The 14,831-nt window shown below is 65.1% G+C and carries 11 protein-coding genes; 5 read left to right on the top strand and 6 right to left on the bottom strand.

The features are described from left to right. The first annotated feature begins 1 nt into the window (after position 1). Positions 2-2,791 carry a TonB-dependent receptor gene (locus tag BMZ70_RS22495; RefSeq protein ID WP_092279708.1) on the top strand — a complete coding sequence of 930 codons (2,790 nt, stop codon included), beginning with the start codon at positions 2-4 and terminating at the stop codon, positions 2,789-2,791. Here the strand turns inward: BMZ70_RS22495 and BMZ70_RS22490 are convergent. The 3 genes from BMZ70_RS22490 to BMZ70_RS22480 all read right to left on the bottom strand — a co-directional run bounded on the left by BMZ70_RS22490 (position 2,788) and on the right by BMZ70_RS22480 (position 5,053). Next, complete coding sequence (locus tag BMZ70_RS22490; protein ID WP_092279706.1) at positions 2,788-3,357, bottom strand: hemerythrin domain-containing protein; 570 nt, start codon at positions 3,355-3,357, stop codon at positions 2,788-2,790. The genes BMZ70_RS22495 and BMZ70_RS22490 overlap by 4 nt on opposite strands. Before the next feature lie 335 nt (positions 3,358-3,692). Then, on the bottom strand, positions 3,693-4,403 hold the full coding sequence (locus BMZ70_RS22485; protein WP_092279704.1) for an SDR family oxidoreductase: 711 nt from the start codon (positions 4,401-4,403) through the stop codon (positions 3,693-3,695). 71 nt (positions 4,404-4,474) lie between these two features. Then, a complete protein-coding gene (locus tag BMZ70_RS22480) occupies positions 4,475-5,053 on the bottom strand; it encodes a TetR/AcrR family transcriptional regulator (protein ID WP_092279702.1) in 579 nt (192 codons plus the stop codon). 91 nt (positions 5,054-5,144) lie between these two features. Between BMZ70_RS22480 and BMZ70_RS22475 the strand changes: the two genes are divergently transcribed. The 4 genes from BMZ70_RS22475 to BMZ70_RS22460 all read left to right on the top strand — a co-directional run bounded on the left by BMZ70_RS22475 (position 5,145) and on the right by BMZ70_RS22460 (position 12,366). Beyond that, entirely contained in the window at positions 5,145-5,867 is a 723-nt protein-coding gene (locus tag BMZ70_RS22475) for a substrate-binding periplasmic protein (protein WP_130301071.1), read from the top strand. A gap of 112 nt (positions 5,868-5,979) precedes the next feature. Next, positions 5,980-8,034: a S9 family peptidase gene (locus BMZ70_RS22470; protein WP_092279698.1), complete on the top strand. Its 2,055-nt coding sequence runs from the start codon at positions 5,980-5,982 to the stop codon at positions 8,032-8,034. A 417-nt stretch (positions 8,035-8,451) separates the two neighbouring features. After that, entirely contained in the window at positions 8,452-9,189 is a 738-nt protein-coding gene (locus tag BMZ70_RS22465; protein WP_165403592.1) for an NF038120 family PEP-CTERM protein, read from the top strand. Between the two features lie 15 nt (positions 9,190-9,204). Beyond that, on the top strand, positions 9,205-12,366 hold the full coding sequence (locus tag BMZ70_RS22460; RefSeq protein WP_092279694.1) for a S8 family serine peptidase: 3,162 nt from the start codon (positions 9,205-9,207) through the stop codon (positions 12,364-12,366). A 48-nt stretch (positions 12,367-12,414) separates the two neighbouring features. On the opposite strand, the gene BMZ70_RS22455 is transcribed toward BMZ70_RS22460, so the two are convergent. From BMZ70_RS22455 to BMZ70_RS22445, 3 genes are read right to left on the bottom strand one after another with little or no spacing between them, the layout of a single operon-like run. Continuing rightward, positions 12,415-12,816 carry a hypothetical protein gene (locus BMZ70_RS22455; RefSeq protein WP_092280351.1) on the bottom strand — a complete coding sequence of 134 codons (402 nt, stop codon included), beginning with the start codon at positions 12,814-12,816 and terminating at the stop codon, positions 12,415-12,417. A gap of 5 nt (positions 12,817-12,821) precedes the next feature. Beyond that, complete coding sequence (locus tag BMZ70_RS22450) at positions 12,822-13,607, bottom strand: hypothetical protein (protein ID WP_229205550.1); 786 nt, start codon at positions 13,605-13,607, stop codon at positions 12,822-12,824. A 41-nt stretch (positions 13,608-13,648) separates the two neighbouring features. Continuing rightward, positions 13,649-14,797 (bottom strand): TIGR04552 family protein, encoded by a 1,149-nt coding sequence (locus tag BMZ70_RS22445; protein ID WP_092279692.1) that lies wholly within the window; start codon positions 14,795-14,797, stop codon positions 13,649-13,651. Positions 14,798-14,831 lie beyond the last annotated feature (34 nt).

The following is a 14,831-nucleotide window of genomic DNA, read 5'->3' as shown; positions in this document are numbered from 1 at the left end:
AATGAAGGAAACCGTATTGGCGCACGCGTTGCGCATGATGTTTGCCGGCAGCGCAGCGGCATTGATTGCGCTGCCGGCATCGGCGCAGCAGCAGGCTGCGGAGGGCGAGAAGATGGCGCGGGTGGAGGTGACCGGGTCGTCGGTCAAGCGCGCCGATTCGGAGACCGCGTTGCCGGTGCAGATGATCAGCAAGCAGGATATCCAGCGCATCGGCGCCACCAGCACCGAAAGCTTGCTGGCGTCGATCGCCTCGCTGTCGTCGGCCGGCGCCACCTCGAGCGCCAGCGGCGCGTCCAGCGGCACCTCGGGCCTGGCGTCGATCTCGCTGCGCGGGCTGGGCGCGGAGCGCACGCTGGTGCTGGTCAACGGCCGCCGGCTGGCGGCGTTTGCCAGCGGCGGCGGCGCCACGGTCAACGTCAACGTGATCCCGCTGGCGGCGATTGAGCGCATCGAGGTGCTCAAGGACGGCGCCTCCGGCGTGTATGGCAGCGATGCGGTGGCCGGCGTGGTCAACTTCATTTTGTCGAAAAACTTCGAAGGGCTGGAAATCACGGGCGGCGCCGGTTCGCCCACCACGCATGGCGGTGCGCAGAACCAGAAGGCGTCCCTGGTCGGCGGCCTGGGCAAGCTGGATACCGACGGTTACAGCGCCGTGTTGTCGGCCTCGTGGGAAAAGGAGAAGGCGCTGTTCGGGCGTGACCGCGATTACGCCAGGTCGGGCAACAATATGCCGTACTACGTGTCCGGCGCCACCGGGCAGGGCAACATTGAGGGCGCGGTGATGCCGGGAGCATATCCGAACGACCGCGCGCCGGGCTTTGGCGCGTCGCCGGCCACCGGTTACGGCAATCCGCTGGCGGCGCAGGGCAAGTGCGCCGATATCCAGATGTTCAAGAATCCGACGCCAAGCAGCAAGGGCGCGCCTTACTGCGCTTACGACAGCGCCTCGGACACCAACCTGCTGCCGGCGCGCGAGCTGGCCAACGTCACCGGCAACCTCACCTACAAACTCAACGAGCAGCACCAGCTGTTTGCCGACGCGCTGCTGTCGCGCAGCGTGGTGACGCAGACCATCCAGACCAGCCCGGTGCGACGCAGCTTCCTGGTGGTGGACCAGGCCTTCACCCAGCAGAAGGTCGATCCGGCGCTGATCCTGTATCCAAGCAATCCTGCCTATCAGGCAATCGCCGTGCCGTATTTGCAGGCGCAGGGTTTCAATGCGCTGATTGGCCAGCCGTTGGCGATCACCAGCCGCGTGTTCGACTTCGGCCCGCGCCAGTCGCGCGACGTGGCCACCCAGTCGCGCCTGGTCGGCGGCGCGCGCGGCACAGTGTGGGGGCAGGATTACGAAGTGGCGTTCTCCGCCAACCGCAGCAAGGTGTCGGGCACGCTGCCGTCGGGCTACTTCCTGCAGGTCGAGTACGCGAAGATCATCAACGACCCGGCCAACAACTGGAACCCGTGGGCGCCCGGCGGCGTGCAGACCGGCGCGCTGGCGGACAAGCTGAAAGCGGCGCAATACACCGGCAAGACCATTGACGGCTGGTCCGACAGCAACATCGTCGACAGCAAGATCAGCGGCGACCTGTTCCAGCTGGACGGCCGCGCGGTGCAGTATGCCGCAGGCCTGCAGGCGCGGCATGAAAGCTACAAGCTGGCGCCGAGCGCTGCGCTGCTGAGTGGCGATATCGGCGGCGCCGGCGGCGCCTCGGCGCCGGTCGATCGCAGCCGCAGCATCAGTTCGGTGTTCGGCGAGATCAATGCGCCGCTGCTGTCCACGCTGGAAGCCAACGTGGCGCTGCGCAGCGACCGCTACAACGATGTCGGCACCACCACCAACTACAAGGCCAGCCTGCGCTGGCAGCCGCTGCGCAGCCTGCTGCTGCGCGCCTCGGCCGGCAGCGGCTTCCGCGCGCCGACCCTGACCGACCTGTGGCGCCCGCAGGTGCTGGGCACCACGGTGGCGTTCAGCGATCCGAAAACCGGCCAGAGCTCGCTGCAGGTGAACGGCCTGACCGGCGGCAACCCGAACCTGCGGCCGGAAGAATCGCGCCAGGCCACGCTGGGCGTGGTGTGGTCGCCGGCCAGCTGGCTGAACGCCGGCGTCGACCTGTTCCGCATCAAGATCAGCGATATCCTGGCGACGCCGTCGGCGCAGGAAGTGGTGTCGCGCTTCCGCGCCGGCGATCCGGCTTACGCCGGCCTGGTGGTCCTGAACGGCAACGATATCGATCTGGTGAAAACCGTGCTGGCGAATACCGGCAACGCCACCGTGCAGGGCGCCGATCTGTTCGTCACCGGCCGTCACAGCTTCGGCCAGGGCCGGCTGGATGTGGCGCTGAACGGCACCTACATGGACAAGTTCGACCAGATGAGTCCCGGCGGCGTGGTGTCGCACAAGGTGGGCACGCTGGTCGACGCCAAGGGCACGGCGGTGATCGGCGCCGATGCGGGCGGGGTGGTGCTGCGCTGGAAGCACACGCTGAGCGCGACCTGGAGCGCGGGCGCCTTGTCGTCCACCCTGATCCAGAACTACCGCGCGCGTTACGAGGCAGCCCATGATTTGCTGGGCAACCGGGTCTTCATGGGCGCGCAGGCGACCTACGATGCCAATCTGGCGTGGCGCGGCTTGCGCAACACCACGCTGACGCTGGGCGTGCGCAACCTGTTCGACCGCCAGCCGCAGACCTTCGTCCCGATCGCCGCGCAGTTCCAGTATGGTTACGACACCAGCACCTACGATCCGCGCGGGCGCTTTGTGTACGTGAACGCCAGCTACGCCTTCCGCTAAGCGGCGGCGTGGCCGTAGCCCATGCCGGGATAGTCGCGGCGTGGGCGCAGCTCGGGGCGCGAGGCGGCGTTGTCATCGTCCTGCGCCAGGAACTGGCTGCCGATTTCAAACCACTCCTCGCTGGAAATCACCTTTTGCGCCAGCGGCAGCAGTTCCTGCTCCTCCTTGTCGAGACGCTTGAGCAGGTTGTGGCAATACAGGTCGACGGTCTTGCACAGGAACTTGCCCTGCGAGGCGCTGCGGCGCATGGCGCGGCGCAGGCAGCGGTAGACGGCGTTGAGCATGGCGCTGCCGCGCTGGCTCAGGGATTCGAGATCGTTGAGCAGCGGCGTGCTGTTCGGTTCGGCGGCGCGGATGGCCGGCATCAGGCAGGCTTCGAGCTTGCGCTGGTGGCGGGATTCGGCAAAGCTGGTCAGCTCCTTGAGCTGGGCTTCAATGAACACAGGATCGATTTCCTGCGGACGGCGCGCGATCGACTGCACGTATTGCAGCAGACGCGAAATGAAGTGGCGTTCCTTTTTTTGTTCGATAGAGAGCGTCAATAAGACGTAGGTGGCAGTAAGCATAGCGTTTCCCGTATTTCGTGTGACTAGGCTGCGCGGGTCGTCGCAGAGGAGCCGTGCAAGCTAATACCTTAGCGCGCCGAACGGGCTCATACAACGCCAATTTACAATTGTTCACAACTGGTTGTGAGGCAATACAAAGCGAAGCATTACCGGCGGGGAAAACGAATTGCGCACACGTCAAGCCGGCAGGAACGTGGGCTTTTTCACCTGGCTGAGTGGATGATTATGCCCGGTTTTGGTGCTTGAAAATACGCGATTTATTACAGATTCCGAAAATTATTTCTATCGGGGCGGCCGCTTTGCGCGGCCGCCTCAATGCTGCGGCGCGGCGCAATTTACGCGGCGCGCGCTTCGCCCAGGTAGGCGCTGCGCGGTGCAGCAAAGCCGGCTTTCACTTGCTGCGAGATAGCGTCGGTCAGCACTTCATCTTCGCCCGCTTGCAGCGCGCTGACGATGGCGGCGGCGATGTCGGCCGGAGCCGATTTCGGCGCATCGATGCCGGCGGTCATGTCGGTGTCCATATAACCCATGTGGGCCGACAGCACCTGGGTGTTTTGCGCGCGCAGCTCGCCACGCAGGCCGTTGCTCAGCGCCCAGGCCGCCGCCTTGGAGGCGCTGTAGGTGCCGGTGCTTGGCAGGCTGATCCAGCTCAGCGCGGACAGGATGTTGACGATGGCGCCGCCGCCGTTGCGGCCAAGGGTGGGGGCGAACGCATGGCTCAGCGCCAGCGGGGCAAAGAAATTCACTTCCAGTTCATCGCGTGCGGCTTGCAGCGCATCGGGGGTGGTCACCCCGCTGCCGGTGGAGATGCCGGCGTTGTTGACCAGGATGGTCAGGTCGGGAATCGCTTGCACGGCGGCGGCGATATCGGCCGCGTTGGTCACGTCCAGTTTGATCGGGGTAACGCCGGCGATATCCACCGAAGCAGGGTTGCGGGCGGCGGCGTACACCTTGCGCGCACCGGCTTTGACGGCCGCTTGCGCAATTGCTTTGCCCAGACCACGGTTGGCGCCGGTAACGAGGACGACGGAGTCTTTGAAGTTCATGATGTTTCCTTTCAGGGTTAGATAAAAACTACAATATGACCGGTCGTCTTAAAAAACGGCCGAAAAAAAATTCAGGTCAAAATACGGCCCAGCACCACGCGCATGAAGCGTTCCAGCGGTTCGCTGCTTTGCTCTGCCTTGGCGCGCAGCACCGCGCCTTGCCAGGCGTCGTTGATGAAGCCGGCCAGTTCGGCAGCCGGGGCGCCAGCAGGGATGCTGCCGTCCTGCTGGCCGTCGGCGATCACGGCCTCCAGCGCCGCCGCCGAACCGCCGTGCGCCTGGCGCATGGCGCCGCGCATGGCCGGGATCTGGTTCGACAGCTCGGTGCTGAAATTGCCCAGCATGCAGCCGAAATTGAATTCGTTGGCGGCGTTGCCGGCGATCATGGCGCCAAAGTACTGCTGCAGGCGCTGCTTTGGCGCCAGCGCCCGGTCGTGCAGCACGGCCGCCAGCTGGCCCACCCCTTCGGTGTAACGCTGCAACACTTCCAGCCCCAGCGCTTCCTTGCTGGAGAAGTGGTTGTAGAACGAGCCCTTCGGCACCCCGGCAGCGTCGGTAATATCCTGGACGCTGGTGGCGTTGAACCCCTTGCTGTGCAGCAGGTTCAAGCTGGTGGTGACGATCTGCTCTTTAACGTTTGCTTTAGCCATGAATATAATATGACCGGTCGTCTTAAATAAGTCAAGAACTTTTTGCGATGGTGCGATAAGATATTTGTTGCCTACTATGAAAGGAGCTGCCGTGCGCCAGATTGCCATGTCGCTGCTGCTGGGTTTCCCGTTGCTGGCGCAAGCCGCCCCGCTGGAATTGAAGATGTGCGTCTTCGACCATCCTTTCCCGCCGCTGACGTCCCCGGACGGCTCCGGCCAGGCGCAGGATGTGTTGCGGCGCGCCTCGCGCCTGCAGCCGGTGCAGATCCAGATCGTGGTGGCGCCGCGCTTCCAGTGCATGGAACAGCTGCGCACCGGCCAGGTGGACGCCATGCTGGCGGCCTTCATCGAAGAGCGCACCTCGTACAGCGCCTTTCCAATGACAGATTCGCAGCCGGACGCCAGCCGTGCGGTGGGCGAGCTGAACTTTTCCGTCTCGCGCCGGCACGGCGGCACGGTGGACTGGGATGGCAAGCAGTTCCTCAACCTGGGCCGGCAGCCGGTCGGCACCCAGCCGGGGCTGCTGCACGTCTCGCTGCTGCGCCAGCTCAACGTGGTGATCGACGACAGCGCCGGCAGTCCTGAGCAGGCGTTCGCCATGCTGGCGCAAAACCGGGTGGCGGCGGTGGTCACGCAGCAAGGCGAGGGCGAAGCCATCATCGCCCGCAAATACAAGGGCGAAGTCGACATGCTGCCGACGCCGCTGATCGTCACGCCGATGTACCTGAGCGTCAACCGCAACTTCTACCAGCGCCATCAGGCGCAGGTGGACAGCTACTGGGAGGCTGTGCGGCAGGTGCGCAATCCCAGATAGCGCAAAGTAACAAGCGTGTAACAAGCCTACGCCCGCCGGGCCCGCTCTTGGTATGATGTCCGATGCCCGGCCATAAGCCGGTATTTTTTTAATAACATCGGAGATCCACCGAATGAGAATCCCTTTGCTGCTGTTGGGCGCCGCGATGGCGTCCAGCGCGATGGCCGCGCCGCGCGGCTTCACTGTTGAAGATCTGGTCAAGATGGAGCGCGTCGGCAGCCCAGTGCTGTCGCCCGACGCCAGCCGCGTGGTCTACACGGTGCGCACCACCGACATGGACAAGAACCGTGGCAACACCCAGTTGTGGCTGCTGGATCTGCGCAACCCGAAAGCGGCGCCGGTGCGCCTGACCCAGGCCGCCGCCAGCGCCACCGATCCGGAATGGTCGCCCAACGGCGACGCGATTTACTTCCTGTCGGGCCGCTCCGGTTCGTCGCAGGTATGGCGCTTGCCACTGGCCGGCGGCGAAGCCAGCAAGGTGACCGACCTGCCGCTGGACGTCGATAACTTCCGCCTGTCGCCACAGGGCGACCGCCTGCTGTTTAGCATGGCCGTGTACCGCGAATGCGCCGACCTCGCCTGCAGCAAGAAGCGCGCGGACGAACAAGCCAGGGTCAAGGCCAGCGGCAAGGTCTACGACAAGCTGTTCGTGCGCCACTGGGATACCTGGGCCGACGGCCGCAACAATGTGCTGTACTCGGCGCCGATCGACGCGACCGGCAAGGTCAGCGCCGAGCCGGTCAGCCTCAGCGGCAAGCTCGACGGTGATGTGCCGTCCAAGCCGTTCGGCGACCATGACGAATACCACTTCAGCCCGGACGGCAGGACCGTGGCGTTCTCGGCCCGCATCGCCGGCAAGACCGAAGCCTGGTCGACCAACTTCGATGTCTACACGGTGCCGGTCACCGGCGGCGAGCCGAAGAACCTGACCGCCGACAACCAGGCCTGGGACACCAAGGCCATCTACTCGCCGGACGGCAAGACCCTGGCCTACGTGGCAATGGACAAGCCGACCTTCGAGGCCGACCGCTTCCACCTGGTGCTGATCGATGTCGCGACCGGCAAGAAGCGCACCGTGGCGGACAGCTGGGACCGCTCGATCGCGGACTTCCGCTGGACCCCGGACAGCAAGGCCATCCTGGCCAACGCCGACGATATCGGCCAGCACCGCCTGTTCTCCATCGACGCCGCCAGCGGCAAGGTGACGGCGCTGACCAGCAAGGGTTACGTCAGCGGCTTCGATGTAGCGAAAGACACGGTGGTGATCGCGCAAGCCAACCTGGCGTCCGGCGCGCAGCTGTACCAGTTCAAGCTGGGCGGCACCGCCGACAAGGCCCAGCAGCTGACCCACCTGAACGAAGCCGCGCTGGCCGACGTCAAGTTCGGCGAGTACCAGCAGTTCTCCTTCACCGGCGCCAACGGCGACACGGTGTACGGCCACGTGATGAAGCCGTGGAACGCGCAGCCGGGCCGTAAGTATCCGGTGGCCTTCCTGGTGCACGGCGGTCCGCAGGGCAGCTTCGGCAACTCGTGGAGCTACCGCTGGAATCCGCAGGTGTACGCCGGCGCCGGCTACGCCACCGTGTTCATCGATTTCCACGGCTCGACCGGCTACGGCCAGAAGTTCACCGACTCGATCAGCGGCGACTGGGGCGGCAAGCCGCTGGAAGACTTGCAAAAAGGCCTGGCCGCAGCGGTGCAGAAGTTCCCGTGGCTGGACCGCGAGCACAGCTGCGCGCTGGGCGCCTCCTACGGCGGCTTCATGATGAACTGGATTGCCGGCAACTGGTCCGACGGCTTCAAGTGCATCGTCAACCACGACGGCGTGTTCGACACGCGCGGCATGGCCTATTCGACCGAAGAGATCTGGTTCACCGAGTGGGAGAACGGCGGCCCGTACTACGAGGTGCCGGAACTGCACGAGAAGTTCAACCCGGCGCTGAAGGTGAAGAACTGGAAGACCCCGATGCTGGTGGTGCAAGGCGATCTCGATTTCCGCATCCCGACCGCGCAAGGCCTGGGCACGTTTACCGCGCTGCAGCGCCAGGGCATTCCGAGCAAGTTCCTGTTCTTCCCGGACGAGAACCACTGGGTGCTGAAGCCGGCCAACTCGGTGCTGTGGCACCACACGGTGATCGACTGGCTGGATACGTATATCAAGAAATAAGCAAGAAATAAGCAAGAAATAAGCAAGAAATAAGCAAGAAATAAGCAAGAAACAAGGCCGATATTGTTGCCGGGAAAGTTATAACAATATTTTCATCGGCCAGTCATCGTACCATCGCAGGCCAGCCCCACGGGCTGGCCTTTTTTACGTCTATTCCAAGAAGTTTTTGCACAATTACAACGAAAATACAACCTGCCGAGCATACTTTGATGACCAGATGATGACAAAACTTTCATAGTGCAAGCAGGATTTTATTTGGTTTTTGAAAAGATAATCAAATAATAAAAGTTAATCTTTCGTTACTTTGCGCAAGGGGTTTGGCTATATTGATTGTTACTTTTTAAAAAAAGTAATCAGGGCTCTCTCAGGCGACCGACCGGGCGAGTCATGGCTCATCCCTTTACCACAAGGCAGACAATGAACGACTTCATCCCGCTGAAAAAAGCCGGGGCGGCCGTGATCGGTGCACTCGCACTGATGAGCGCCGCGCCAGTCATGGCCGACACCATCGATTTTGACTCCCTCGAATCCAACACCTACAACGGCCTCGATACCTTCGATGCCGGCGACTACCACTTCACCGTGATCGACACGCCGACGGCCGGCCCGGGCGGCACCGGCTTTGCCGGCGCCATCGGCTACGGCGGCGACCCTTACCTGTGCGCCATCGCCGCCTGCCCGAGCGGCAACAGCAGCATGTACTACCTCGGCGTCAACGACGGCAGCGTGAACATTGCGCGCGGCGACAGCAAGGCCTTCCGCCTCGGCAGCATCGACTACGCCTTCCTGGCGCCGGTCGACAACCTGCCCGGCTATTCCTACGGCCAGCTGACCGTCACCGGCACCACCACCAGCGGCGGCACCGTCACCTACGCCTTCGACTTCCCGGCACTGGCCGGCGGCAAGTCGCCGTTCCTCAGCGCCGACCTGGCGTCCAAGTTCGGCAGCACCTCGTTCAGCAGCGTCACCATCAGTTCCTGCATCTTCACCGACACCAGCTGCATCAATCCATCCGACAACCAGGCCCAGTTTGCGTTCGACAACCTGACCCTGGCGCCGGTACCGGAGCCAGAGAGCTACGCCATGCTGGGCCTGGGCCTGGCTGCGATCAGCCTGGTGGTGCGCCGTCGCGCCAACAAGAACAACCACGCCTGAACCGGGAGCCCGCACATGAAAATCAAACTTCGTCCCGTCGCCACCGGCGTCTTGCTGATGCTGTCGGCGCTGGCCGCCAGCGCCCACGCGGAAGCCGAGCGCAAATCCTATATCGTGCAGCTGGTCGACAAGCCGGCCGCCACCTACACCGGCCAGGTGGCCGGCCTGGCCGCCACCATGCCGGCGCAGGGCCAGCGCCTGAATGTCGACGCCGCCGACGTGCAGGCCTACATCAGCTACCTGGACGCCAAACAGAACGACGTCATCAGCACCGTCGCCAACGCCGAAGTGACCCACAAGTACGATGTGGTGTTCAACGGCTTTGCCGCGCTGCTGACCGACGATGAAGTGCGCGCGCTGAAAAAGAACAGCGGCGTGGCCGCCATCACCGCCGACTCGGTGATGCAGCTCGATGACAGCTACGTCAATTCCTTCATCGGCCTCGACAAGGCCGGCGGCCTGTGGGAGCAGCTGGGCGGCAAGGGCGCGTCCGGCGAGGACATCGTGATCGGCATCGTCGACGGCGGCATCTGGCCGGAAAACGCCAGCTACGCCGACCGCGTCGACGAGAACGGCAACCCTAGCCACAGCGGCAGCACGCTGGCCTACGGCGCGCCGCCGGCTACCTGGAAGGGCAACTGCGACGCCGGCGAAGGCTTCAGCGTGGCCAACTGCAACAACAAGCTGATCGGTGCGCGCTTCTACAAGCAAGCTTCGCAAACCCTGCACTGGACCGAGTTCAACTCGGCGCGCGATTCGGTGGCTGGTACGGAAGGTTCGGGCGGCCACGGCAGCCACACCTCGAGCACGGCCGGCGGCAACGACAAGGTACTGGTGCAAACCGGCGGCGTCAACCTGGGCCGCACCTCCGGCGTGGCGCCGCGCGCCCGCATCGCCGCCTACAAGGTGTGCTGGACCGACGGCGTGACCGCCAAGAACGGCTGCGCCACCGCCAACAGCGTGGCCGCCATCAACCAGGCGGTCAAGGATGGCGTCAACGTCATCAACTTCTCGATCGGCCCGAGCGCGGGCGGCGGCACCTTCAACGAGGCGACCGAGCAAGCCTTCTTCGGCGCGGCCGCAGCGGGCGTGTTCGTGGCGGCTTCGGCCGGCAACTCCGGTCCGACCGCGACCGCGCCGGCCCCGGTGGCCCACATCAGCCCGTGGCTGACCACGGTCGGCAACTCGACCCATGACCGCATCTACCTCGGCGACGCTACGCTGGGCAACGGCGCCACCGTGACCGGCACCTCGGGCAACGCCAACACCCCGTCCGCGCCGCTGATCCTGTCCAGGGACGCCGGCCTGGCCGGCGCCGATCCGGCCCAGCTGGCACAGTGCTTCGGCGCCGCCGACGGCCTGTCGGCGCTGCTCGATCCGGCCAAGGTCACCGGCAAGGTACTGGTGTGCGACCGCGGCAACAACGTGCTGGTCAACAAGAGCGCCAACGGCAAGACCGCCGGCGCAGTGGGTGTGATCATCGCCAACGTGGAAGGCGGCGCATCGACCATCCTGAGCCAGCCGCACACCGTGTCGACCGTGCACATCACCAAGGAAAACGGCAAGATCGTCAAGGACTACGTGGCGGCCAATCCGACCTCGGCCACTGGCGCGCTGGGCAACCTGCGCGCTACGGTCGATACCAGCGTCAAGGCGCCGATCATGAACGGCTCCTCGTCGCGCGGCCCGAACGTGGCCAACGCCAACATCCTGAAGCCGGACCTGACCGCACCGGGCACCGACATCCTGGCCGCCGTTACCGCCGGCCTGAGCAAGGACCAGCGCAATGCGGTCGCGGCCGGCGATCCATCGCCGATCGCCGACTGGGCGTTCTACACCGGCACCTCGATGGCCTCGCCGCACGTGGCGGGCGTGGCGGCGCTGCTGAAACAGCGCCACCCTGACTGGACCCCGGCCGCCATCAAGTCGGCCCTGATGACCACCGCCTACGACACCTACACCGACGGCCTGACCAGCGGCGTGGCGTGGGATGCGACCGCCAAGAACACCGGCACGCTGCCGTGGGGCCAGGGCGCCGGCCACATCAAGCCGACCTCGGCGGCCGATCCGGGCCTGGTGTACGACATCGCGCCGATCGACTACGCACGCTTCCTGTGCGGCCAGGGCCTGATCTACTCGACGTCGCAGTGCAGCGCGTTCGGCGGCTCGATCGCGGCGCAGAACCTGAACCTGGCCTCGCTGACCGCCGGCAACGTGCTGGGCTCGATGACCCTGACCCGTACCGTCACCAACGTCGGCAGCACCACCGCCACCTACAACGCCACCGCTTCGGTGCCGGGCTACACGGTGCAAGTGGCGCCGTCGCAGCTGGTGCTGGCGGCCGGCGCCAAGGCCACCTTCACGGTGAAGATCACCCGCGTCGATGCGCCGGTCGATACCTGGGCCTACGGCAAGCTGGTGTGGAGCGATGGCAGCCACACCGTGCGCAGCCCGCTGACCGTGCGCGGCAGCGCGCTGGCGGTGACCTCGGGCGTGTACAGCGAAGCGACTTCGGGCAGCAAGATCATCACCGTGGGCACCGGTTTTGCCGGCACCCTGAGTGCGGTCAAGGGCGGCCTGATTCCAGCCTCGCAGGACACCCGCACCGTGGTGCAGGGCTCCAGCCTGTCGACCGCCAATGCGCAGTGCGCGGCCGGCGGTTCGGCTGGCGTCAACCTGCACACGGTCAGCATCCCGGCCGGCACCATTGCCGCGCGCTTCTCGCTGTTCGATGCTGAGGTGAGCGGTGCGACCTCCGGCCTGAGCGACCTGGACCTGGTGGTGATCAAGGGTTCGACCGTGGTCGGCAGCAGCGGCGGCGACACCGCCAACGAGTCGGTGCAGCTGCTGAATCCAGCCGCTGGCGACTACAAGGTGTGCGTCATCGGTTACGCGCCGCGCGGCGGTTCGGCGACCTACGCGCTGTCGAGCTGGCTGGTGAACTCGGCCTCGACCGGCGGCAACTTCAAGGTCAACGTGCCAAGCTCGGCCACCATCGGCGGCACCGCCAGCGTGGGCATGAGCTGGTCGGGCCTGGCGACCGGCAAGCGCTACGTGGGCGCGGTGAACTTCCTGCTGAGCGGCGTCAAGCAGGGCACCACCGTGATCGATGTTGACGCCACCGATCCGCTGCCGCTGTTCCAGAACTCGAGCAAGAAGCAAGCGCTGGCGTTCTAAGTTAGCAGTCTCCCGCTCAAACCCGCGTGCAGTACGACGCGGGTTTTTTTATTTGCTGTTGGCCTGGCCCGGCGGCATGATGCTGCGTTCGTTGACGACGCACACGCCGGCGCGGCAGCTGGCGCCGGGATCGCTGACGATGGAGCAGGTCGACATCATGCCCAGCCGTTTGTCGTCATCACGGCGGGCGGCGGCGTGCTGTTCAACCAGGGCCTTGAGCTGGGCGCCGTCGCCGCTCTTGCTCGACCAGGCGATGTAGTTTTCTGGTCCGCCGCAGGCCTTGGAACCGACGCCCAGACTGTGGCACTGGCTGCTGTTATCGCAGCGCTGGTCGCTGTTGGCGGCCTGGATTTTTTTCCAGAGTGCTTCCGTCGGCGGCTGGGCGCTGGCGCAGGCGGTCAGCATGAGCAGGCTGGCCGCAGCCAGGCGCAAGGTGGGGATCAGGTTCATGATGGTCATTCCAGTGGGTCGCGGTGCTTGAAGCTTAGCAGGGTTTCGTCGGACCAGCTGCGGTCCCAGATCGGTGCGTAGTAGCTGCGGTCGAGCAGCGCCTCGCAATCGCAAAAGCGCAGCGAGGCCGGGCTTTGCGTGCCGCCGGCATACAGCGCGCTGGCGGGAAGGTTGGCGCTGCGGTTGCCGTCGAACAGGGTAACGCCGGCCAGCGGACGGGCGGCGAAAAACAGGTAGTTGCCATCGGCGGCGTTGCAGACGCTGTCAGCGCTGGTGAACAGTTCACCGAGCCAGGCGAACCACTGCGCGTTGTTGGACAGCAGCCCCGCCTCCACGCCGACCAGGCATTCGAGCCGCAAATCGCCGAGGCGGCGCATGCCGTCCGGCACGTTGGGGCTGCGCACTTGCGCACGCCACGTCAGCGTGCTGGCCTTGCTGCTGGCGATGACAGCCGCATCTTCCTGCAGGGCTTGCTCGTTGCGTTCCAGCGTGAAGCTGTGGTCGGGCGCCACCGGCACCGGCAGCGAGACGGTGTCGCCCGCCACGCGCAGCGTGACGCCATCGAGTCCTGTGCCCGGCAGGCGCGGCAGCAACTGGAAGCGCAGCGTGGCCTGCGGCGCCAGCGCGTGCCGGCGCTCAAACATTTCCATGCCGGCGATCATCTTGCGATACGACTTGTCGACCGGATCGCGCGTAGCCGATACCGTGACGCTGGGCGCGTGACGGGCGGCGGGTTGGGCAGCGGCCAGGCTTGCTGCCAGCAAGGCCGCCGTGAACAGGATACGCTTCACGGTCCTATGGTAGGACGATGCCGCCGCGCGCGGCGCACTATTCAGGCGTCGGAATGGCTGGCGATCCAGCGCATCAGTTCGCGACCGAACACACGGGTGCGGGCGGTGTCGAGCTGGCGTTTCTTGTAGGCTTCGTGGCTGGCCGGTCCGCTCAGGCTGCGCTGGTAGCTGGCCTCGTCCATGAGCTGGATTTCGTACTCGAAGAAGAAGCCAACGTCGTAATCCTGCTCCGGCGCGGCATCGAGCTGCTGCACGTGGATCATCTTGCGCACCGTCACCTGGATGCTGTTGAAGCCGACGCCGCTGTGCGGATTGTCGCAGCGGGTTTGCGGCTGGGCGATCTCGGCCAGCTCGGCATCCATTTGCCGCAGCAGGTCCAGCGGATAGTCCTTGCTGTGTTCAAGCTGGGCGCGGTATTTGTTGAACACCTGCTTGGCGGCGTCGAGGTCGAGCAGGGTGTTGCGGGTGCGCTCGGCGTCGACATTGGTGACCGACAGCAAATGCGCGCGCTGCAAGGTGCGCAGGGCCAGCAGGCACTCGCAGCGGGTGGCAAACACCAGCCGCACGCCGAGGTGGTCGAAGATGTCGGCCGCCAGGTAGGCGGCCTTTTGCAGCAGCTTGAGCAGGATGCTGTTGCGGCCCTTGTTGTCCTTGCGGTCGTAGTGCAGCAGCGGCAGGCAGACTTCGCCGTCGGTCAGGTAGTGCTGCTCGCCGTCGTGGCGGATTACCTCGTCCAGGGTGCCGAATACCTGCGCGCGGATGGCGTGGAAGTGGCGCAGCTTGAGGTTGTTGTCGATGTAGAAAATCCCGTGCATCACCTTGAGCACGGCGCACGACCACAGGCGCCGCACGTCGACATGCTGGCCGCGCAGCGAGGCGTACACCAGCAATTGCAGCGGATCGTCCGGCTCGGCCACCTCGGGCGGGATCAGGCCGGCCTGCTCGGGCGTGAGGAAGCTGCAGCGGATGAAGGCCACCGCCTCGGCATGGGCGCGGCGGATCAGCGCCACGGCGGCCGGCTGCTCGAGGTCGAAGCCGTACTCGCGCACGAACTGGTGCGCGTCGTGCAGGTTGCGCAGGGCCAGCGCGCCGAGGTCGATCGCCGAGATGCCGTTGGCGATGGCGTTCAGGTAAGTCCAGTTGAGCGACAACTTGCCTTCGCTGCGTAGCGAAGCGTGTAGCTGCGTCATGTCTCCTCCCACCGCATTACTCTTATCATAATAA

Source organism: Duganella sp. CF402, from assembly GCF_900109645.1.
In the GTDB taxonomy this organism is placed as follows: Bacteria; Pseudomonadota; Gammaproteobacteria; order Burkholderiales; family Burkholderiaceae_D; genus Rugamonas.
This window is presented reverse-complemented; position numbering and strand designations above follow the sequence as displayed.

Coding starts and splice junctions, on each gene's coding strand:
- BMZ70_RS22460 (WP_092279694.1), top strand. CDS start 9,205: ATGAAAATCAAACTTCGTCCCGTCGCCACCGGCGTCTTGCTGATGCTG.
- BMZ70_RS22495 (WP_092279708.1), top strand. CDS start 2: ATGAAGGAAACCGTATTGGCGCACGCGTTGCGCATGATGTTTGCCGGC.
- BMZ70_RS22485 (WP_092279704.1), bottom strand. CDS start 4,403: ATGAACTTCAAAGACTCCGTCGTCCTCGTTACCGGCGCCAACCGTGGT.
- BMZ70_RS22480 (WP_092279702.1), bottom strand. CDS start 5,053: ATGGCTAAAGCAAACGTTAAAGAGCAGATCGTCACCACCAGCTTGAAC.
- BMZ70_RS22490 (WP_092279706.1), bottom strand. CDS start 3,357: ATGCTTACTGCCACCTACGTCTTATTGACGCTCTCTATCGAACAAAAA.
- BMZ70_RS22465 (WP_165403592.1), top strand. CDS start 8,452: ATGAACGACTTCATCCCGCTGAAAAAAGCCGGGGCGGCCGTGATCGGT.
- BMZ70_RS22455 (WP_092280351.1), bottom strand. CDS start 12,816: ATGAACCTGATCCCCACCTTGCGCCTGGCTGCGGCCAGCCTGCTCATG.
- BMZ70_RS22470 (WP_092279698.1), top strand. CDS start 5,980: ATGAGAATCCCTTTGCTGCTGTTGGGCGCCGCGATGGCGTCCAGCGCG.
- BMZ70_RS22445 (WP_092279692.1), bottom strand. CDS start 14,797: ATGACGCAGCTACACGCTTCGCTACGCAGCGAAGGCAAGTTGTCGCTC.